This is a genomic window from Pseudomonas sp. TH49 (genome assembly GCF_016650625.1).
Lineage (GTDB): Bacteria > Pseudomonadota > Gammaproteobacteria > Pseudomonadales > Pseudomonadaceae > Aquipseudomonas > Aquipseudomonas fluorescens_H.
This window is the reverse complement of sequence record NZ_JAEKFL010000001.1, coordinates 629,619-650,369: the sequence shown is the minus strand read 5'-3', so window position 1 is coordinate 650,369 and position 20,751 is coordinate 629,619. Positions and strand designations below refer to the sequence as shown.

15 protein-coding genes are annotated in these 20,751 nt (G+C 57.9%); 5 read left to right on the top strand and 10 right to left on the bottom strand.

Annotation, left to right across the window (positions count from 1 at the left end):
• Nucleotides 1-85: 85 nt before the first annotated feature.
• Complete coding sequence (locus JFU48_RS03110; RefSeq protein ID WP_201135819.1) at nucleotides 86-1,627, top strand: alkaline phosphatase D family protein; 1,542 nt, start codon at nucleotides 86-88, stop codon at nucleotides 1,625-1,627.
• Between the two features lie 117 nt (nucleotides 1,628-1,744).
• Here JFU48_RS03110 and JFU48_RS03105 read toward each other — a convergent pair whose 3' ends face one another.
• Nucleotides 1,745-4,273, bottom strand: coding sequence for a PepSY domain-containing protein (locus JFU48_RS03105; protein ID WP_201137047.1), 2,529 nt, complete (start codon nucleotides 4,271-4,273; stop codon nucleotides 1,745-1,747).
• Between the two features lie 252 nt (nucleotides 4,274-4,525).
• A complete protein-coding gene (locus JFU48_RS03100) occupies nucleotides 4,526-6,784 on the bottom strand; it encodes a TonB-dependent receptor (RefSeq protein ID WP_201135818.1) in 2,259 nt (752 codons plus the stop codon).
• A gap of 207 nt (nucleotides 6,785-6,991) precedes the next feature.
• Between JFU48_RS03100 and JFU48_RS03095 the strand changes: the two genes are divergently transcribed.
• Nucleotides 6,992-7,672: a Fe2+-dependent dioxygenase gene (locus JFU48_RS03095; protein WP_103486518.1), complete on the top strand. Its 681-nt coding sequence runs from the start codon at nucleotides 6,992-6,994 to the stop codon at nucleotides 7,670-7,672.
• Nucleotides 7,669-8,445, top strand: a complete 777-nt coding sequence (locus JFU48_RS03090) for a tetratricopeptide repeat protein (RefSeq protein ID WP_201135817.1) — start codon at nucleotides 7,669-7,671, stop codon at nucleotides 8,443-8,445. Before JFU48_RS03095 ends, JFU48_RS03090 begins: the two co-directional genes overlap by 4 nt.
• A gap of 17 nt (nucleotides 8,446-8,462) precedes the next feature.
• On the opposite strand, the gene JFU48_RS03085 is transcribed toward JFU48_RS03090, so the two are convergent.
• Together JFU48_RS03085 and JFU48_RS03080 are read right to left on the bottom strand one after the other, a co-directional pair.
• The gene (locus JFU48_RS03085; RefSeq protein WP_003221584.1) at nucleotides 8,463-9,464 is read right to left on the bottom strand and encodes an alpha-xenorhabdolysin family binary toxin subunit B; all 1,002 of its coding nucleotides are present in this window, start codon (nucleotides 9,462-9,464) and stop codon (nucleotides 8,463-8,465) included.
• Nucleotides 9,465-9,494: 30 nt separating this feature from the next.
• Nucleotides 9,495-10,559 (bottom strand): alpha-xenorhabdolysin family binary toxin subunit A, encoded by a 1,065-nt coding sequence (locus JFU48_RS03080; RefSeq protein WP_201135816.1) that lies wholly within the window; start codon nucleotides 10,557-10,559, stop codon nucleotides 9,495-9,497.
• Nucleotides 10,560-10,866: 307 nt separating this feature from the next.
• On the opposite strand from JFU48_RS03080, the gene JFU48_RS03075 reads away from it, so the two are divergent.
• Both JFU48_RS03075 and JFU48_RS03070 read left to right on the top strand, forming a co-directional pair.
• Nucleotides 10,867-13,083 (top strand): alpha-xenorhabdolysin family binary toxin subunit A, encoded by a 2,217-nt coding sequence (locus tag JFU48_RS03075; protein WP_201135815.1) that lies wholly within the window; start codon nucleotides 10,867-10,869, stop codon nucleotides 13,081-13,083.
• Between the two features lie 15 nt (nucleotides 13,084-13,098).
• Nucleotides 13,099-14,013 (top strand): hypothetical protein, encoded by a 915-nt coding sequence (locus JFU48_RS03070; protein WP_201135814.1) that lies wholly within the window; start codon nucleotides 13,099-13,101, stop codon nucleotides 14,011-14,013.
• A 35-nt stretch (nucleotides 14,014-14,048) separates the two neighbouring features.
• Here the strand turns inward: JFU48_RS03070 and JFU48_RS03065 are convergent, their stop codons facing one another.
• From JFU48_RS03065 to JFU48_RS03040, 6 genes are all read right to left on the bottom strand, one after another.
• Nucleotides 14,049-15,254 (bottom strand): ISL3 family transposase, encoded by a 1,206-nt coding sequence (locus JFU48_RS03065; protein ID WP_201135813.1) that lies wholly within the window; start codon nucleotides 15,252-15,254, stop codon nucleotides 14,049-14,051.
• Between the two features lie 117 nt (nucleotides 15,255-15,371).
• Nucleotides 15,372-16,535 carry a type III PLP-dependent enzyme gene (locus JFU48_RS03060; RefSeq protein WP_003221589.1) on the bottom strand — a complete coding sequence of 388 codons (1,164 nt, stop codon included), beginning with the start codon at nucleotides 16,533-16,535 and terminating at the stop codon, nucleotides 15,372-15,374.
• Between the two features lie 660 nt (nucleotides 16,536-17,195).
• Nucleotides 17,196-18,353, bottom strand: a complete 1,158-nt coding sequence (locus tag JFU48_RS03055; protein ID WP_201135812.1) for an osmoprotectant ABC transporter ATP-binding protein OsmV — start codon at nucleotides 18,351-18,353, stop codon at nucleotides 17,196-17,198.
• The gene (locus tag JFU48_RS03050; protein ID WP_003221593.1) at nucleotides 18,350-19,003 is read right to left on the bottom strand and encodes an ABC transporter permease; all 654 of its coding nucleotides are present in this window, start codon (nucleotides 19,001-19,003) and stop codon (nucleotides 18,350-18,352) included. Before JFU48_RS03050 ends, JFU48_RS03055 begins: the two co-directional genes overlap by 4 nt.
• 12 nt (nucleotides 19,004-19,015) lie before the next feature.
• Nucleotides 19,016-19,909, bottom strand: coding sequence for a glycine betaine ABC transporter substrate-binding protein (locus tag JFU48_RS03045; RefSeq protein WP_103486524.1), 894 nt, complete (start codon nucleotides 19,907-19,909; stop codon nucleotides 19,016-19,018).
• A gap of 21 nt (nucleotides 19,910-19,930) precedes the next feature.
• Nucleotides 19,931-20,620 (bottom strand): ABC transporter permease, encoded by a 690-nt coding sequence (locus tag JFU48_RS03040; RefSeq protein WP_177327464.1) that lies wholly within the window; start codon nucleotides 20,618-20,620, stop codon nucleotides 19,931-19,933.
• Nucleotides 20,621-20,751 lie beyond the last annotated feature (131 nt).

Below are 20,751 nucleotides of genomic sequence, written 5' to 3'. Positions count from 1 at the left end.
CAAGCCCGCTCCCACAGGGGGGATGTGTTGTCATGCCGGATTCATCATCGCGTGCTTAAGTTTTCCTTTTTTCAGGGAGAACAGCATGAGCGATTTCAACCTTGGGCGCCGTCGGGTCATGCAAGTGGTCGGCGCCGGGCTGCTGATGCCCGGGCTGGCGCCGGCAGTGATCGCGTCGGTCAAGGATCGGCCACAACTCACCGACGGCGTGCAGTCCGGCGACCTGCAGGGCGACCGCGCGATGATCTGGAGCCGCAGCGACCGCCCGGCGCGGATGGTGGTCGAGTGGGACACTCGCAGCCAGTTTCGCCACCCGCGCCGTGTAGTCTCGGCACTGGCCGATGCGCGCACCGACTTCACCGCCCGGGTCGAACTCACCGGGCTGCCCGCCGATCAGGCGATTTTCTATCGGGTGTATTTCAAGGACGCACAAACCGGCGTCGCCAGCGAGCCGTGGCTCGGCCACCTGCGCAGCGCACCGACGGCGCGGCGCAATATCCGTTTTGTGTGGAGCGGTGACACCGTCGGCCAAGGCTTCGGCATCAACCCGGACATCGGCGGCATGCGCATCTACGAATCCATGCGTCTGCGCTTGCCGGACTTCTTTATCCACAGCGGCGACACCATCTACGCCGACGGCCCGGTGCCGGCGCAACTGACCACCGAAGGCGGGCGGATCTGGCGCAACCTCACCACCGAAGCCAAGAGCAAAGTCGCGCAGACCCTCGACGATTATCGCGGCAACTATCGCTACAACCTGATGGACGAAAACATCCGCCGCTTCAACGCCGAAGTCCCGCAGATCTGGCAGTGGGACGACCACGAAGTGGTCAATAACTGGTCGCCGGGCAAGCAACTCGACGAGCGCTATCAGGAAAAAGATATCCACACCCTGGTCGGCCGTGCGCGCAAGGCCTGGCTGGAATATTCGCCGATGCGTTTGCAGGCGGCCGATGGCGGCGGACGGATCTATCGCAAGCTCAGCTACGGGCCGATCCTCGACGTGTTCGTACTCGACATGCGCAGTTATCGCGGGGCCAACGACGACAACCTCGGCGCGGCCAAGCCGTTTCTGGGGCGTGAGCAGCTGGATTGGCTCAAGCGCGGCTTGAAGCACTCCAAGGCGCAGTGGAAGGTGATCGCCGCCGACATGCCGATCGGCCTCGGTGTGCCCGACGGTGAAGTCAGCCCGGGCGTGGCGCGCTGGGAGGCGGTGGCCAACGGCGATCCCGGCCCGGCGCAAGGACGTGAGCTGGAAGTCGCCGAGTTGCTGGGTTTCCTGCGTGCGCAACAGGTGCGCAATTTCGTGTTTCTGACCGCGGACGTGCATTACTGCGCGGCGCATCACTATCACCCGGAGCGCGCGGCGTTTCAGGATTTCGAGCCGTTCTGGGAGTTTGTCGCCGGGCCGCTGAATGCCGGGAGCTTCGGGCCTAATCCGCTGGACAAGACCTTCGGCCCGGAAGTGGTATTCCAGAAGGCCCCGCCGACGCAGAACGCTTCACCGTTTGCCGGGTTTCAGTTCTTTGGCGAGGTGAATATCGAAGGGCAGAGCGGGGAGATGAGTGTGGTGTTGCGGGATTTGAATGGGGTGGCGGTGTTTGAGCAGAAGCTGCAGCCCGTCTAGACGCTGCGGAACCTGTGGGAGCGGGCTTGCTCGCGAAGACGGTGTGTCAGCGAAGTTGATATCGACTGGCACGGTGCCTTCGCGAGCAAGCCCGCTCCCACAGGGGAATGATGGGTGTCAGTACACGTCGCGGCGGTAACGGCCCTGTTCGATCAGGCGCTCGACTTCGGCTGCACCCAACACGTCGTTGAGCACTTGATCGACGCCAGAGGCCATACCCTGCAGGCTGCCGCAGATGTAGATCACCGCACCGTCAGCCAGCCACTTTTTCAGCTCGTCAGCGGATTCGCGCAGGCGATCCTGGACGTAAATCTTTTGCGCCTGATCCCGTGAAAACGCCAGGTCCAGGCGCGCCAGATCGCCATTGATCAACCACTCTTCCAGCTCCGCCCGGCAGAGGAAATCATGTTGGCGATTGCGCTCGCCAAACAGCAGCCAGTGACGCTGCTGACCGTCGGCGATGCGTGCCTTGAGCAGGCTGCGCAACCCGGCGAGGCCGGTGCCGTTGCCCAGCAGAATCATCGGCAGCGGTTCATTCGGCAGATGGAACCCGCTGTTGCGCCGCACGCGCAGGCTGATGCTGCCGCCCACGGGCGCATGTTCGGTCAGCCAGCCGGAGCCGATGCCGAGGCTGCCGTCGCTGTGTTGTTCCTGACGCACGATCAGTTCCAGCACGCCGTCGGCGGCAATCGAGGCGATCGAGTATTCGCGCATCGCCAGCGGCACCATCGCATCCACCAGCGCCTGCGCATGCAGGCCGACCAGATGCGCGCGATGTTCCGGCAACTGGCGGCTGGCGAGGGCGACTTCCAGCGGTTCTTCGAGGCCGTTGATCTTCACGGGTGTTTCGCCACGAATGCCGAGGCCGTCGAGGAAATGCTCGATCGCCCACGCACAGTTGCGCGGCAACACTTCCACCAGATCGCCGGCCAGCCAGCTGCTGGTGCTCGGCGCCTTCAGGCCCAACAGGTACACCGGCGAACCGCTGCTGTCGGGGTTCATCAGGTCGCGGCGCAGCAGTGTCCAGTTGTCGTAGCTCGGCGCTTGCCAGGTGTCGACCGGCGCTTGACCAGTGATCAGGCCAAGTTGAGTCTGCCAGTGACGCAGGGCGTACGGATCGCCGTTGTCGACTTCGACCGGGGCGAACAGGGTCTTGCCGCCATGTTCGCCGAGCCACTGATGCAGGCGCCGGGCGAAGCCGCAGAAGTGCGCATACTGACGGTCGCCGAGTCCCAGCACCGCGTAGTTCAGGCCATCGATGTGCGCGGCGTTGCGCAGCACTTTGCGCTCGAAACCGCGCGCGCTGTCCGGTGCTTCGCCGTCGCCGAAGGTGCTGACCACGAACAGCGCGTGGTTCGATTCGCGCAGATCCTCTGCGCTGACATTCGCCAGCGGCTGCACCTTCACCGGTAACCCGGCGGCCTGCAATTGCCCGGCGGTCTGCCACGCCAGTTGTTCGGCAAAACCACTTTGGCTGGCAAAACCGATCAGCCATCCAGGGGCATTGCCGGTCGGTTGTTCAAGACCTTTGCGCGCGTCCTGAATCTGCTTTTTCTTGCGTCGGCGATCCAGATACAGCAGCCAGCCAGTGATGAAAAACAGCGGCATGCACACGGCGGCGAGGGTGATGATGATCCGTCCGACGAGGCCGAAATAGCTGCCGACGTGCAGCGCGTAAATGCTGGTCAACAGCTGCGCCTTGAAGCTCTTGTCGGCGTAGCGATCGACGCGTTTGACCACGCCGGTGGCCGGGTCGAGGGTGATCTGGTTCAGCGCGCGATCATGCGGCGAGCTGTCGAGCAGATAGAACACGGTCGCCGGTTGCCCGGCCACTGGCGGCATGCGGATGTTGTAGGCCGACAGGCCCGGGCCGGCGGCGCTGTAGATGCTGCTCCACATCGCCGCGTAATCGGCGGTCGGTGCCGGACCTTCCGGCGCCGGGCCGCGACCACCGCGCACGCGCTCGTTTTGCGGCGCGTCGGAAAGCAGTTTGGTCAGGCCTTTGTTGTACCACTCGTAGGACCACGACAACCCGGTCAACGCCAGCAGCAGATACACCAGCAAACACCAGGTGCCCGCGACCGAGTGCAGGTCCCAGTTGAAGCTGCGGCCCTTTTTCTTCCAGTCGAGGGTCAGCCACACGCGCCAGCTGTTCCACTGTCGCGGCCAGCGCAGGTACAGCCCGGACAGGCAGAAGAACAACAGGATCAGGGTGCAGGCGCCGGTGATGTTGCGTCCGGTATCGCCCATGGCGAGGAAACGGTGCAGCTGCAGCATCAGGCCGAAGAAGTCCTGGCCAACCGCGTCGCCCATGAACTCGCCGGTGTAGGGATCGAAGTAGCGCATCTCGCCACGACGTTCGCCTTTGGGCGGAGTGAAGTAGACGCGCGCGGCGTTGCCGCTGTCGGTCTCGACCCAGAGCATCGAGACTTTCTTGCCGGAAGTCGCTTCGATGTGTTCCACCAGGTCGACTGGAGGCAGGACGCCGGCGACCTGTTTTTCCACCTGCAACACCGACGGGTTCAGCGCCCGCAGGATTTCGTCCTGGAACGAATAGGCGGCACCGGTAATGCCCATCAGGGCCAGCACCAGCCCGGCAGTGATGCCGAAAAACCAGTGCAACTGGAACAGGGTTTTCTTCAACACGTCGCTCGCCTTGTCCGTTCGAAAAATTGTCATCACGGCGCGCATTATGCCGTGGGTTGTCGAGAAGCGTTCTTCTTTACGCACAAAGGCCCCGTTCAATGGAATGAACGGGGCCATGATCTTGCGGCGCATACCTTTGTAGGAGTGAGCCTGCTCGCGATAGCGGTGGATCAGTCAATCCATTCGCTGGCAGACACGACCTCATCGCGAGCAGGCTCACTCCTAAAGGTTCTTCCACATTTACAGCGTTGGTCAGAAGTGGAAGTTGGCACTCAGCAATGCTGTCCGACCCGCCGCCACGTGGGCGTAGTGGGTCTGGAACACCTGGTCGAAATAACGCTTGTCGGTCAGGTTCTGCACGTTGAGTTGCAGGTCGACGTTCTTGGTCAGGGCATAGCTGGCCATGGCGTCGTAGCGCCAGTAGGACGGGATCTCCACCGAGTTGGCGACGTTGCCGAACTGCGAGTCGACGAAGGTGGCGCCGCCGCCAATGGTCAGTTTTTCCGGGATCAGGTCATAGGTCGACCACAGCGTGAAGTTGTTTCGCGGTGTGCTCGGCATGTGGTTGCCTTTGTCGGCGGCGAGCGTGGTCTTGACCACTTCGCTGTCCATGTAGGTATAGCCGCCGAAGACTTTCCAGTTGCGTGTCAGCTTGCCGCTGTAGGTCAGTTCCAGACCATTGACGACCTGCTCGCCGTCGAGCACCTGGGTGGTGGCGCCGTCCGGATCGTCGATGCGTGCGTTGGTTTTCTCGGTGCGGAACAGCGCAGCGGTCAGCGACAGGTCGTCACCGAAGAAGTCCCACTTGGTGCCGATCTCGTAGTTGCGGTTTTTTTCCGGGTCCAGGTCGCTGTTGTTCGCCGCCAGTTCCAGGCTGCCGTTGCCGCTGGTTTCGCCGGCCGGGTTGCTGGAGGTGGAGTAGGCCGCGTAGACACTGCCATTAGGCAGCGGGTTGTAGACCACGCCGATCTGGTAGTTGAGCAGGTCGCTGGTGTTCTCGCGGGAGAAGTTGCCCGCCACCGCGCCGCGCCCGCCGGTACTGTAACCGCTGGATTCGGTCTGATAGTTGTCGTAGCGCAGGCCCAGGTTCAACGACCATTGCTCGTTGAACTTCAGGGTGTCGAACACGTAGGCCGCTGCGGTTTTGGTGTCGGTATCGGTGTATGCGGCACTGTCAGTGATTTTGCCCGCCCAGTTATCCCCAGGGGTGGGCTTGTACAGGTTGGTGCAGTCGCCGGAGCGGAACAGCGCAGCGTTGCACGTGGTGCCACTGGCGGACGAGGTCAGGACGTACGGCCGGTTGTGGGTGTCCTGATAGGAGAACTCCAGACCGGTGACCAGACTGTGTTCGATGCCGGCCGTGTTGAATTTGGCGCTCAGGTCGGTCTGGTTGACCCAGCCGCTGGACGTCGAGTTGCGGCTCTTGGCGCCACGATAGACGCTGCCGTTGGCCACGTTACCCTTGCTGTCGTCCGGGTTGCTGACGATGTAGTCCAAGGTCGAGCGCGACATGCGGAAGCTGTTGGAGACGGTCAGGTCATCGTTCAGGTCGTGTTCGATCTTGAAGGTGCCGCTGTCGTCGCTGGTCTGGCGATAGTCACGGCTGGTGAGGCCGTAGAAGTTGTCGCGGTTGACGTTGGCCGGTTTGTCGACGTGGTATTTGCTGCGATTCGAACTGGAGGTCAGCGGGATGCCGTAGTCCGGAATGTCGTCGGTTTCGTTGTGATAGTAACCGACGATTACCCGAGTGTCGGTACCCAGGCCGAACGAGAAGGTCGGCGCCACGCCCCAGCGGCTGACGTCCACGCCATCACGTCCGGCAACGTTGGCTTCATGCTTCATCAGGTTCAGGCGGAAGGCCGAGGTGTCGGTCATCTGCTGGTTCAGGTCGAGCGTGGTGCGTTTGGTCTGGTCTGAACCCCAGGTGAAACCACCGTTGTAGAAACTGCCCAGTTTGGCGGTCTTGCTCACCAGGTTCAGGCTGCCACCGGTGGAGCCGGCGCCGGTGAAGGCCGAGCCTGGGCCCTTGCTGACTTCGACCGATTCCACGTCGAAGATTTCGCGACTTTGCGAGGCCGGGTCGCGCATGCCGTCGATGAACACGTCGCTTTCGGCATTGAAGCCACGAATGATTGGGCGGTCACCGGCCGGGTTGCCGCCTTCGCCGGCACCGAAGGTGATGCCGGGCGTCGTACGCAGCGCGTCGACCAGGCTGGTGGCGCCGGTGTCACGGATAACCTGCTGCGGGATGACGGTCACGCTTTTTGGCGTTTCGCGCAGCGGTGCAGTGTATTTCTTCGATTGCGATGCATCGGTTTTGTAGGAGGTGTCCTGCTGCTCGCCAACAACGCTGGTGGCATCCAGTGCAATCGCATTGCCAGAGGCTTTTTCATCGGTTTGCTGGGCTGCAAATACCATGTGCCCAGCGGAGCCGGCAGTAATGGCGACACCAATGGCCGACGCCAGCAGACGTGGTGAACTGACCGGCAATTGTGCGTGTTGACGTGACATTTTTATTCCCCTCCCCAAGGATTTGAGGCGGCGGAATATAGGGTAAACAGGTATTCGTATCAATTGCGAAATATTGTTATTCGCGACGAATTTACATTCTTTACAATTTGGCCTTACGGTTTTTGCCGATTCATCCGTCGTGCGGGTTTTACACAGCCAATAAGAATCAATACCATTGGCACCCCTTTGCCATCAGGTACGTTCGTCATGCTGCTGCACATTCCCGGCCTGTTCGCCAAAGACGAAGTGCAGCGCATCCGCGAGGCGCTGGAGCAGGCTGACTGGGCCGATGGCAAGATCACCGCCGGTTATCAGTCGGCCAAGGCCAAGCACAATCTGCAACTGCCTGAAGGTCATCCACTGGCCAAGGAAGTCGGTGCGGCGATGCTCGAACGGCTGTGGAAAAACCCACTGTTCATGTCTGCCGCGCTGCCGCACAAAGTATTCCCGCCGTTACTCAATTGCTACACGGCGGGCGGCAGTTTCGATTTTCACATCGACAACGCTGTACGCCAGCCCAAGGGCAGCATCGAACGGGTGCGCACCGACCTGTCGGCCACGCTGTTTTTCAGCGAACCCGAGGACTACGACGGTGGCGAGCTGGAGATCCAGGACACCTTCGGCACCCAGCGGGTGAAACTGCCTGCCGGCGACATGGTGCTGTACCCCGGCACCAGCCTGCACAAGGTCAATGCCGTCACGCGCGGTACGCGTTATGCGTCGTTCTTCTGGACGCAAAGTCTGGTGCGCGAAGACAGCCAGCGCGCCTTGCTGTTCGAGATGGACGGGGCGATCCAGCAACTGACTCAAGACATGCCCGATCACCCGTCGCTGATCCGCCTCACCGGCACCTATCACAATCTGCTGCGGCGCTGGGTCGAGGTATGAGTTTTCAACTGCGGCGCGAGGAAGTGCTCGACGGTGCACAGCTCAGCGCCATGCTCGAAGAAAGTCCGGCCCGTGCCGCGCAGGCGATTCTGCTCGCGGCCGGTCAGGGCATTGTCGAAGCGCAGGCATTGCTCGGGCAGATCCTGCTCGACGGCCGTGGCATCGCTCAGGATCAACCGTTGGCGCTGCGCTGGTTTGCTATCGCTGCCGGCCAGGGGCATTTAATGGCGCGCAACATGCTCGGTCGCTGCCATGAGCATGGTTGGGGCTGTGTGGCGGATGCTGCGGTTGCCGCGCAGCATTATCGAATGGCCGCGGATGCCGGCCTGGACTGGGCGATGTACAACCTGGCCAATCTGCTCGCGACCGGGCGTGGTGTGGCGGTGGATCATGCTCAGGCGCTGGCGCTGTATCAGCGCGCCGCCGAAGCCGGCCACGCCAAATCGATGAACCTGCTGGGACGTTATCTGGAAGAGGGTATGGCCTGCCAGGCCGATCCGGCAGCAGCGCACGACTGGTATCGACGTTCGGCCGAGGCCGGGGATTTTCGTGGGCAGTTCAGTCATGCCGCGATCCTGACAGAAGCAGGGCGCCTCGATGACGCATTGCAATGGCTTGAGAAAGCCCTGGTGATCGGCAACGTGAAATTCTTACAGGTCAGCAGCGAGTCGCTGCTGACCTCCGCGCATCCGCAGATACGCGCCATGGGCGAGGCGTACCGTCAGCGTCTGTCGGTCCTCGCTGGCGGAGCGGCTGCCCTTCATCAGGCGTGAAAGGCAGGCGCGATCAATCAGCCACGCAACCAGCGTCCCTGCAGCGGATACAGATAATTGCGCAGGGCCTGGCTGTGCTCGAGCACTCGCTCGCCGCGCAGCAGGATATTGTCGTTGGGCGAAGCAGTGACAGCACTGAGAAACGCTGACAGCGCTTCGGTCAATTTACCGGTTTCGCTGACATAGGTTTGCCGGTGGGGCAGGACCTTCTGAGTGTCAGTCAACTGACGGCTCTTGTCATCGTTGTCCCGCAGCTGTTTGGCCAGCGAGGCCACACGCTCCTCGCGCTGGTCGAGGCGCGTCTGCAGGATCTGTCGCGCTCTGAGCAGGTCCTTGTATTTGATCAACTCGTTGCCTTCGTCAAGAAACTTGGTGGCGACGAGCAGTCCAGCTTCCAGCGCCAGGGCTTCGGGGCTTTTGGGTTTGCCGCTGAACATCGCCTTGAGTTGCTCGAACAGCGGTTTGATTCGGTCGATGACTGTCAGTTTTTCAAACTCCGCAATGGCCAGATTCAGAACCGCCTCATCGTCTTTCAATTGAGCCAGCGGGATTTTCTCGGCGGTGTATTCACGGTCCAGATCGACTTTGGCGGTGGCCAGTTCCTCGAGTCGGAAACGGTTGTTGCTGATGGCGATGCTCTGCACACCGAATACACCGTTGTGCAGTGACAAGTGCAGCGTGGTCATTTGATCGATACACAGCCTGATCAGTCCTGTAACAGCCTGCGAATAAAGCTTGCGTGCGTTTGCAGCCTGAGGGGTGGATTCAGCCTCGCCGAGGCTGGCCAGGGCCTGCAGGTTCTCGCTCAGTTCGTCTGTCTCCAGTACAGAGATTGCCGTGGTGATGGCGTTGGCAGCCGCGAGATCCAGATCGCTGACGGCGGTATTCAAGCTGAGCAATTCATCGCTCAGGGCTTTGATGTACAGATTGGCGGAGCCGATGATCGCCTGGTAACGAATCGCCTCGCGGCTTTCGTTAAGGCGGCCAAGATCGGGCAGGGCGTAAGCAATGGTTGTCATGGGAAATTATTCTCGCTTGGATGGATGGCGTTAGTCGAAAGCGCTGATAAGCAGGTTCGAGTTGTTCTGGACGGTTTTCCAGTTCTTGAGAACAACCTTGAAACTCGCGACAAAAGTTCTGAGGGTCAGGAATTCATGCATGCCCATTACTGTGTTTTGCGAGGCGTTGATGTACTGAGTAATTTCGCTCCACAGCTGCTCAAGTTGTGAGGTGCTATTGACGGCGCCCTCGACATAGATCGACATACTGCTCAAGCTCGACTGAAACTCCATGAGCGTGCCGGCAAGAATGTTTTTTTGCTTGACCTGCTCGGCCAGCAAATCTCGTTGCTCGATCAGCGGACGCAAGTGGATTGCCTGCTCCAGGTTGACGTGCCGATGCCAGGCGGGTCCGCCACCGGTGTAAACCACGATGGTGCCGAAGATGTAGTCGAAAAAATCAGCATTGGACTCTCTGGTCTTCTCGGCAATACGCTGCTCGGCAAGATCAATGGCGGCATTCAACTCGGTAAGCTGTCGGTTGATTTGCGCATCGCCGGCCAGTTTCAGTTTTTCGCCAATTCTGACGGCGACCTTGTCGTTGAGCTCCGCCTTGAAGTATTTCAGGCGCTCATTGATGTCCCGGCTGCTGAGCTTTTTGTCCTCGATCGACCGTGCAATGAACGCCAGTGATTCCTGGATGGAACCGAATCGGTTCTTTTCTTCCCGACCGATTTCCAGCGGCGGCAGACTGTTTATCTCTTCTTCACTCAGCGAGTTGATAGTGCCAATGAAGTTGATGTAGCCCGGCATGGTCACGATCGCGTCGATAATGTCCTGACCGAAACTTTCCAGGTCTTCCGAGAAGGTAGCGAGGCTGCCGGCCACGTGCCTCATCGAATATTCGATATCTGTCCAGGAATTGGCATTGTTAATCATCGTGTGATTGAGTTCGACAATGTCGGTTAACTCCAGACCGATGATGCCGGTGCGTTTTGTTTTCAATTGCCTTTCGACATCTTCGATATCGCGCGGCAATGCCTTGGCGGCGGAAATGTAGTTTTTTATTTTTCGAATGTCATCTTTGGTGATGAGCGGTTTTGAGATGGGTTGCACTTTCAATTCCTTTGAAGTGTTGTTTGAGTCCTTAGGTTAAATCCGGATTTGCTGTTGAGTACATGTATTGATTGTGACTTGTTGTTGGTTATGATTTGTCGTTTTTTGTAATTTTTTGCATGGGTGGCTGGTTGTCAGTCGCAAGACGATGTTTGTGTATTCAATTTTAATATTTGATTGGTTGCATGCGCTGCTTTTGTCGATCTAAGTTGAGGCGTGGCGTTGATTTGATTGCGCTCCGGATGAGCGCGCCAACGCTGTAAGTGAATAATCAATATTAATATCCGAAGAAGACAAGGAGTCTCCGATGGAACAGAATTTAAATGACAAGATGGTTGGGGCCGCCGCAAAAGCCCCATTGCTTTTTGTGAACGCTTCGTTGGGTGAGGGCGAAGAATACAACCGGGACACCGGTCTCCATGTGACCAAAGAGCAAATAAACAATTTGAGGAGGTATGAGGCGCTAGGTTTGTCCCTGCCGATTCAATTGGACGACGTCATTGCCTATCTTAACTATGGCTCCGGTGATGACGGTGGTGTGGGACGCACTGCTCGGGATTTTTTGCGAACTTTTACCACGACCTATCAGCATGCGCGACGCTGGTCGCCTCTGCGCGAGAAAATAATGCTGACGGGAAATGATCTGAAGATATTTGCTGGCAGCATCATCGGAACGGGTGATGCCATTGTTGAAGTGTATAACGATCTCAAGGCTTCTAAATATCTGGAAGAGCATGATATTACTACTGTTGAACAATACCTGAAACTTCAACGGCAAATGCCTGGGCTGCCAGATCTTGATCTTGCGCCTGGCGATATCGCCGATATTCGAAGTTATTTGAATGACTTGCTGTCAGCAATCAGGCTTTGTCATCAAAAAGCCGAACACGTACGCGGGGAACTGGATCGTTTCGGCACCGATATGCGAGAGTCTGTTCTGCCGGAAATCAAGCTGCGACTGGAGTTCGTTTCCAGGAATACGTACGCGTCCGATATCAAAGAGTTGCAAGGTCAAATGGATCAGCGTTCCGCTGAGATTGATAAGCTGAACAAACAATATGAAAAGTTGGTTCAAGATGCGATCAGAGATGCGGCGGGTCTTAACATTGGTGGACTGGTCATGGCTATCTATCAAGGTGTCAAAGCTGAAAAAATACGCCGTGAACGTAATGCGTTGAAGCAACTGCAGCAGGCCGATAATCAAAAAATGGCCAGCAAGAACCAGACGCTGAGTTCGCTGAATAAAGTTCGTGATGATCTGCAAAACCTTAGTTATGTTGCGATCGAGGCCGATGTAGCAACGCAAAACCTCATGCTGGTTTGGAACGCGCTCGGTGATTATGTCATTGCCTCTATTAATAAAGTCAATGAAATCGACGAGTCCGTGACGTTGCGCGCTTTCAAGAATCAGATAATTCAAATCATCGCTCCGTGGGAGCAAATACAATCCAAGGCCGATCAGTTGTTGGCGGTGTTTGCGGAAGCCGATAAAGAATACCAAAACAATAATGTCGCGATTCGGAGTAGAGCTGCAATGCAAAATTTTTCGATCAATGCTGCAGAACCAGCGTTCAATATGCAAAAGCTGCGCGAACACAATGCGTCCGTGCAGCAACTGAACACTACTGCGCAAATGCTCTTTGAGCAATTCGATTACATGCCCGGCACTGTCGGGGCCATGAACGGTGTGGCACTGGCGTTGAACAAGGCAACTTTTGAATTGCGCGACAAGGCGCAGAGACTAAGCATCAGTCTGGTGCTGTCCGAGAGGAATTTAAAATCCTATCAGGAAGAATTGAGTTCTCCGGAGGATGCGGAAGAGGTGCGCGAGGACATGGAGGTGGAGCTGAAAGATATTTTCGCTAAAGTCTCTGCGCAAACTCGAGACTTGAAAAATATCCACAAGAGCATTGGCGCAGTCTATGACCGCAAGGCGTCGGCGGAGTGGATCGTCAAGCTGGAAGAAGAGCGTGTCAGTAACGAGGAACTCAAGACCCAATCCGAAGAGAAAATTGCAGCCTTCACTGCTGAGATAAAGTCTATTTCCGATGCAATTGATCTGATCACCAAGGCGGGTATCGAAAAAATTGGCCAGGAAGCCCAGTTATCGCTTGAAAATCTGAAGGCGTTGGGTCTGGCGCCTCCGCAAGTTCAAATCGCCATGTTAGCTATTGATACCCTGAAAAAATTGATTTCTGGTATTGGTGAGGCGATTTCTTATCTCAACATGCTGGCTGCGTACCGTCGACTCAGCGACAAAGCAGCTGAAATGCGCGCTCAGTTGCGCAGGCACCTCAACGATGGCACTCGGATTGTTGGGCGTATCGAACTGGTCACTACGCTGGACGAGCAGGACGACGAACGTTCGAAGTACGCCAATGAGTTTGCCAGCCTGATCAACTACTTTGATCTGCTCTCTACTGAGTTTACCCAGGACACTTCGATGCCGGTGGACGGCCGCGCAGACTCTGCAATTGCCCGGATTGCCGAAGCCGTTAACGTTCTGAAATCAATTTCCCAATAACAAGGAGGTGAGGAAGTGGGCGAACCCTCGCCCACTTCCTGCACAGGAAATATGAATTCAGTGAGTTATGAGTTTTCGGCGCCGCAGCGCGAGGTGCTGAATCGCTATACCCGTTGGCTGGGTCTGTTGATACCGACCTACGACAGCACGCCAGTTGTATTTGAGGCGCGACGAAAAAGTGGTCATCAACGCGCAGACCTGTCCTGGGATACGCGCCTGAACCGCGTTAACTTTTATGAACAATATCTGCAAGGTAGCTGGGAGCGAATTAGAGACCTGCGGAGTTTGACCAGTCGGTATTTGAGTGACCTGGATACGTTTGGACGTGAATCTTTGGAAATAACACAGAGAACATCGAAACGCGCACCTGTCAGTCAGGTTGACGTAACAAGTTACAGTCTGTATCGCTCGACGGACTGGGGACGGTCTCCACCGACCAGCCCCAGAGGATTGGTTCACCAGTTGGGTAATTGTTTCTGGAGCTTGAGCGGAGTAATCAATCCGATTGAGGGCCAGATTGACATGCTGGGCGAGGCATCATTTGGATTGAACGCGGCATTTATCAAGATAATGGGTTGGCAGTCGTGTGCCTGTCATCCACAACCGACTGTCGCGCAAGAGTTGTTCAGGAATTCTGCGACAACGCCTCCCTGGGACATTGCTTACTCTTCTTCAGACCCCACGATCAGGGCTGCCGAGTTTCAGGCCGATATCGCTAAACTCTTCAATGAGTTCGTACCGCTGAATATTCAGATGGGCGTGTTCCTCAGAAACGTATCTGAGCGTGCGAGAGGCTTGGGCACTGCCCTCACACAAACCGAAAATATGACCACCATGGGGCTGCTGAATTTCAAGATCGAATCGGCTCTGGAGGGCGCTGATGAGATTTTGCAGATGTTGACGCACTTCGAAAACTGGCTGAAAAAATAAAAAAGGCCCATTCAATGGGCCTTTTTTACGGTTCTTCACGGATTACCGGGAAAGACGCTCTTGATCTTCATGAAAAAGAATTCGCTATCCCGGTAACCGTACGCCATCCGCTTGATGACCTTTATTCGATTGTTTATTCCTTCCAACTGACCGGTGTGCATCGGCCAGCGAACCCGGCTCACGATGCCCCGCCAGTAACCCTTTAGCCGTGTGGCGAACTGGATCAGAGCTGGAATTTCGCTTTCATGCGCATGGCGCAGCCATTGCTTCCAGGCCGCTCGCCAACCCCAGGCAGTACTCGGAGTCCAGAGTGTTTTGAGTTCAGCCTTCATCAAATAGACCGTCATCAACGCTTGGTTGGCCGCCAGCAGATCCTCCAGGCGGACCTGTTGTTCCGGCGTTTTCAAGTTCTGCGGATTGCGCAGCAACAGCCATCGCGCCTGCTTGATAACCTTGCGGGCCGGCTTGTCGTGACGCAACCGGTTAGCCTCGTCGACGCGAACCCGATCAATCACCTCTCGGCCATATTTGGCCACCACATGGAAGAGGTCGTAGACCACTCGCGCGTTGGGACAGTGCTGACGAACCTCCAGGTCAAAAGCGGTGTTCATGTCCATCGCCACCGCTTCGATGCGAGCGCAACCCTCTGGCCCCAATTCTTCGAAGAAAGGCCTGACCGCTGCTCGGCTGCGGCCTTCACCGATCCACAGCACGCGGCGTGTATCCGCATCCAGCACCACGCTGGCGTAACGATGACCTTTGAACAGGGCGAATTCGTCCATCACCAGACGTCGCGGTTGCGCCTTTGGCAAAACGCTCAACGCCGCTTGCAAGGCTCGACGCTCCAGCAACCGAACGGTGTCCCAATGCAACCCGAACAGTTGAGCCACATGCAGTGTGGGGAGGCGTTCGCAGGCCTGAATGACCGCCTCGGCCAAACGCCGCGTCATGCGGGCATAGCGGTCCAGCCAACTGACGGCCTCCATACGTTTACCACAGTCACGACAGACAACACGCCTGAGCAACACGCTGAGGCGCACCGCACGGCCGAGAATCGGTAAATCGCGGACGGTTCGCTCGCAATACTCATGCGTGGTTGAACAGGTTTTTTGGCAGCCGCTACAGGAAGGGAATCGGGTGGCGTGGGGAATCAGGTCGATCTGAAGCGCGTCGCCATCAGGCTTGATCGTGACAACAGAAAAGCCCTCCCAAAAAGGAAGGAAAGTATTAATATCGCGCATAAGAACGCCGGTTTGTTAGATGTGTTTGCTCGCACGAACATCATCAATCAAATCGGCGTTCTTGTTTCTGTGTTTCCCGGGATTCCGTGAAGAACCTTTTTTACTCTGAGGTGTCGATTACACGTAGAACGATTTCAGCGGCGGGAAGCCGTTGAATTCGACGGCGCTGTAACTGGTGGTGTACGCACCGGTCGACAGCCAGTACAGACGATCACCGATGGCCAGGTTCAGCGGCAGACCGTACTTGTAGTTTTCGTACATGATGTCGGCGCTGTCGCAGGTTGGGCCGGCGATGACCACTTCTTCCATCTCGCCTTTCTTCTCGGTCCAGATCGGGAACTTGATCGCTTCGTCCATGGTTTCGATCAGGCCGGAGAACTTGCCGACATCGGTGTAAACCCAACGCTCGACGGCGGTGCGGGATTTACGTGCAACCAGTACCACTTCGCTGACCAGAATACCGGCGTTGGCAATCAGTGAACGGCCCGGTTCCAGAATGATTTCCGGCAGATCGTCACCGAAGTCTTCCTTGAGGAAGCGGATGATTTCTTCGGCGTAGGTTTCCAGGCTATTGGTACGGGTGATGTAGTTGGCCGGGAAGCCGCCGCCCATGTTGATCAGCTTCAGATGAATGCCGTCTTCTTCTTTCAGGCGTTCGAAGATCACTTTGACCTTGGCGATCGCCGCGTCCCAGACACTGATGTCGCGCTGTTGCGAACCCACGTGGAACGAGATGCCGTACGGCACCAGGCCCAGGTCACGGGCGAGGATCAGCAGGTCCATGGCCATGTCGGTCTGGCAGCCGAACTTGCGCGACAGTGGCCAGTCAGCGGTGGTCGAGCCTTCGGTGAGGATACGCACATAGACTTTCGAACCCGGCGCGGCCTTGGCGATGTTGCGCAGGTCGGCTTCGGAGTCGGTGGCGTACAGGCGCACGCCCTTCTCGAAGAAGTAGCGAATGTCCTTGGATTTCTTGATGGTGTTGCCGTAGCTGATCTGGTCCGGGCTGACGCCACGGCTCAGCACTTTGTCCAGCTCATAGATGGAGGCGATGTCGAAGCTCGAGCCTTTCTCTTTGAGCAGGTCGATGATCTCGACAGCCGGGTTGGCCTTGACCGCGTAGTAGACCTTGGCGAATTCGAAACCGGCGCGCAGGTCATCGTAGGCCTGGCTGATCATCGCGGTGTCGATCACCACGAACGGGGTTTCCTGTTTGTCGGCGAACGCCTTCATTTTCTGAAAGGTTTCGCGCGCGAAATAGTCTTCGACCTGGATCGACATGCTGGGAACTCCTACTGGCAAACTAAGTTAATCAATGGGTGCAAATGAACGCCCTCCGTATCCCCACTTTGGTTCGCCTACTTCCCAAGGCATGTCGCCGAAAGCAAAAAGGCCATGGGAAATGCAGCTTTTTTCCCTTGGCCTTGCTGTCTCGTCGTCAGTACTTGAGCCGGATGGATCGTTTCCAGCATGGACGTTCGGCGCGAACTTTAGGGCGTGAGGGGCCTGAGATCAACTAAAAATGTCGCGTTTCTGCACGCTTCTGACGTACGTCGCGGATATCACTCTTTGTAGCCGACCGAGATGACGGACAGATGTTCCCCGAGAATTTTCATGTGTTAAAAATACCTGCACGTTCGATGCTTTTGTCGGCTAAGTCGTGGGTAAGTGCGATAGGCGCAACATCGGCGACGTTGGCGGCGAGAGGGCGGGTTGAGAGGGATTTTGATCGGTGTGACGGAAGGTTTTGCAGTACCAGAACACACCTCGGTGTTGATATTCTTTTCCAGTCTTTGAATACACAAAAAACCTGTGGCGAGGGAGCTTGCTCCCGCTGGACTGCGAAGCAGTCCCCCGCTTTTTTTGAAAAGAGGGGCCGCTGCGCGACCCAGCGGGAGCAAGCTCCCTCGCCACAGGTTCGGTGTGCGACCTTTTAATCGATCAGGCAACCACGGCCTCAGCCGGCGAGACGATATTGGTCTTCATCCCACGGGAACGCCCCGAGCTCAGGTAAGCCGCAATCGACTCCTGCGTCACCTCTCCCAGGAACACCCGCTCGGCATCCATCACCGGCAGCCACGAACGGTTGAACTCGTACATGCGCGACAACAGGATGCGCAGATGTTCGTCGTACGCCGCGGTGGCGTTGAACTCGCGCAGATACTGCGCGCAGGTGCCGGTCTGGCGGTGCAGGTCGCGACGACGGACGTAACCCAGCGCCTTGTTCTCGGCACAGGTGACCACCACGTAGCGGCGGTCATGCTCGTCCATCAATTCCAGCGCATCGGCCACCGGGGTTTCCGGACTGACCGATGGCGCGTTGTCGGCTGCGTCTTCAGCCTTCACCAGCAGCAGACGCTTGAGGGTGCTGTCCTGGCCAACGAAGTTGCTGACAAAATCGTCTGCCGGGTGCGCGAGCAGGGTGTCCGGATGGTCGATCTGCAGCAGTTTGCCGGCGCGGAAAATCGCGATTTTGTCGCCGAGTTTGATCGCTTCGTCGATGTCGTGGCTGACCATGATCACGGTCTTGTTCAGCGCCCGCTGCATCTCGAAGAACTCGTTCTGGATCATCTCGCGGTTGATCGGGTCGACCGCACCGAACGGTTCGTCCATCAGCAACAGCGGCGCATCGGCGGCCAATGCGCGGATCACACCGATGCGCTGTTGCTGGCCACCGGACAGTTCACGCGGATAGCGGTGCAGATACTGTTTGGGTTCCAGTTTGATCATGCTCATCAGTTCGCGGGCGCGGTCGTGGCATTTCTGTTTGTCCCAGTCGAGCAGTTTCGGCACCACGACGATGTTCTCTTCGATGGTCATGTTGGGGAACAGGCCGATCTGCTGGATCACGTAGCCGATGTTGCGGCGCAGGGTCACTTCGTCGAGGTCGGTGGTGTCTTCGCCGTTGATCAGGATCTTGCCCGAGGTCGGCTTGATCAGGCGGTTGATCATTTTCAGCGTGGTGCTTTTGCCGCAACCCGATGGCCCGAGGAACACACAGATTTCGCCTTCATTGACGGTCAGGCTCACCGAGTCCACGGCTTTGACATCTTTGCCGTTGCTCTGGAAGGTCTTGCTGAGGTTTTGAAGTTCGATCATTTGAGGAGTCCTTTTGGAGTCAGCGTACGTTGCAGCCACTGCAGGAGAAGGTCGGCGAAGATCGCCAGAAGACTGACCAGCAGCGCGCCGACGATCAGCATCGACATGTCGCTGCGGCTGATGGAGGCGAGGATCAGCACGCCCAGGCCACCGGCGCCGATGGTCGCGGCGATGGTCATCACACCGATGTTCATCACCACCGCGGTGCGCACCCCGGCGAGGATCACCGGCACCGCAATCGGCAACTCAACCATGCGCAGGCGCTGGCCGAAGGTCATGCCGATGCCGCGTGCGGCTTCACGGATGCCCGGCTCGACGCCGGTCAGGGCGAGGTAGGTGTTACGCATGATCGGCAGCAGCGAATAAAGGAACACCGCGGTGATCGCTGGCATCGGCCCGAGGCCCTGGCCGAACTTGGAGTAGAACGGCAGCAGCAGGCCGAACAGCGCAATCGACGGCACGGTCAGCAGCACTGTGGCGCTGGCCTGCAAGGGACCGGCGAGGCTCGGGAAGCGCGTCATCAGAATGCCCAGCGGCACACCAATGAAAATCGCCAGCGTTACCGCGATGCCAACCAGGGTGATGTGCTGCCAGGTCAGGTGCATCACCTGCTGCCAGTCGAGGTGGGAAAAGGCGTTCAGAAATTCCATGACTTTTCCTCCTTAATTGAGTGGGTGCTGGCGCAGAAAGTCGGCGGCCACTTTCGATGGGCTTTCGTGATCGACGTCGACCCGCGCGTTGAGCTGGCGCATGGTTTCGTCATCGAACAGTTCTGCCAGCGGCTTGAGTTGCTCGGCCAGTTGCGGGTGTGCATCAAGGTAGGCCTGACGCACCACCGGCGCGGCGGTGTAGTCGGGGAAGTAGTGCTTGTCGTCTTCCAGCAACTTCAGGCCGAAGGCATTCAGGCGGCCGTCGGTGGTGTAGACCAGACCGGCAAACACCTGGCCGTTGCGCAGCGCGGTGTAGACCAGCCCCGCGTCCATCTGCCGGATGTTCTTACGGGTGAGGTTCATGTCGTAGAGCTTGACCATGCCGTCGAGACCGTCGGAGCGGTTGGCGAACTCGGTGTCCAGCGCCACCAGATGATTAGTCTTGGCTTCATCGCGCAACACCTTGTTCAGGTCGCTGATGGTGTTGATCTGCGGGTACTCCTCGGCGACTTTTTTCGGCAGGGCGAGGGCGTAGGTGTTGCTGAATTTCGACGGGGTCAGCCAGACCAGGCCTTTTTTCGCGTCGAGTTCTTTGACCCGGGCGTAGGACTGTTCGCTGTCGAGTTTTTCGGTGACATGGTTGTAGGCCACCAGCGACACGCCGGTGTATTCCCAGAGCATGTCCAGTTGCCCGCTTTCGTGAGCGCTGCGGGCGAGGTTGCTGCCCAGACCGCCGGTGATCTGCGCGTCGTAACCTTTGCTGCGCAGGTATTGCGCGGTGATTTCCGCGAGCAGGGTCTGCTCGGTGAACACCCGGGCGCCGAGGCGAATTACCGGTTTTTCGGCGGCTTGGGCCAATCCTGCAAACAGCAGGAGGCAGCTCAAGATCAAGCTAAATCGTTTCATAAATATTCCTTCGCAAGAGCCTTAAGACGGGCGCAAACCGCGTTCCAGCCAGAGACGGCTGGCGAGGGTGACCACGCCATCGAGCAGCAGGGCCAGCAGCGCGGTGCACGCGGCGCCGAGCAGCAGTTGCGGCTGATTGTTCAGGGCGATGCCGGGAAAGATCAGGCTGCCGAGGCTGTTGGCGCCGATCAGGAAGGCCAGCGGCGCGGTGCCGACGTTGATCGCCAGTGCCACGCGCACGCCACCGATGATGATCGGCACGGCGTTGGGCAATTCAACTTTCCACAGCACCTGGCGCGGGGTCATGCCGATGCCGACGGCGGCTTCTTTCAGCGAACCCTGGACGTTTTTCAGGCCTTCGTAGGTGTTGCGCACAATCGGCAACAGAGAGGCGAGGAACAAAGCGAAGATTGCCGGGCCACTGCCGATGCCGAGAATCCCCAGGGCAATCGCCAGTACGGCCAGCGGTGGCACGGTGTTGCCGATATTGAAGATCTGCATGAAGCGTTCAGCGCGGCCGACCATGGTCGGGCGACTGAGGAAGATACCGGCGGGGATGCCCACGACAAGGGCGGCCAGCATTGAAGCGAGGACGAGAATCAGATGAGCTTGCAGGTAAAACAACAAATCGTCGCGGTAGTGTTCGATCGTGTTGATGCCGATCCAGTGGACCAGCAGGGCCAGGAGCGCGATAACCACCGCACCTCCCATCAGCCCTTTGCCATAGCGGATAGCCACAGGCGGACTCCTTTTCTTGTAGTCGGCGAACGCAGTCCCGAGTGGCATGCCATGCCTGGCTGCCGGGAATAAACGTTCGCGAGAAGCAGCTCCCTCAGCACCGG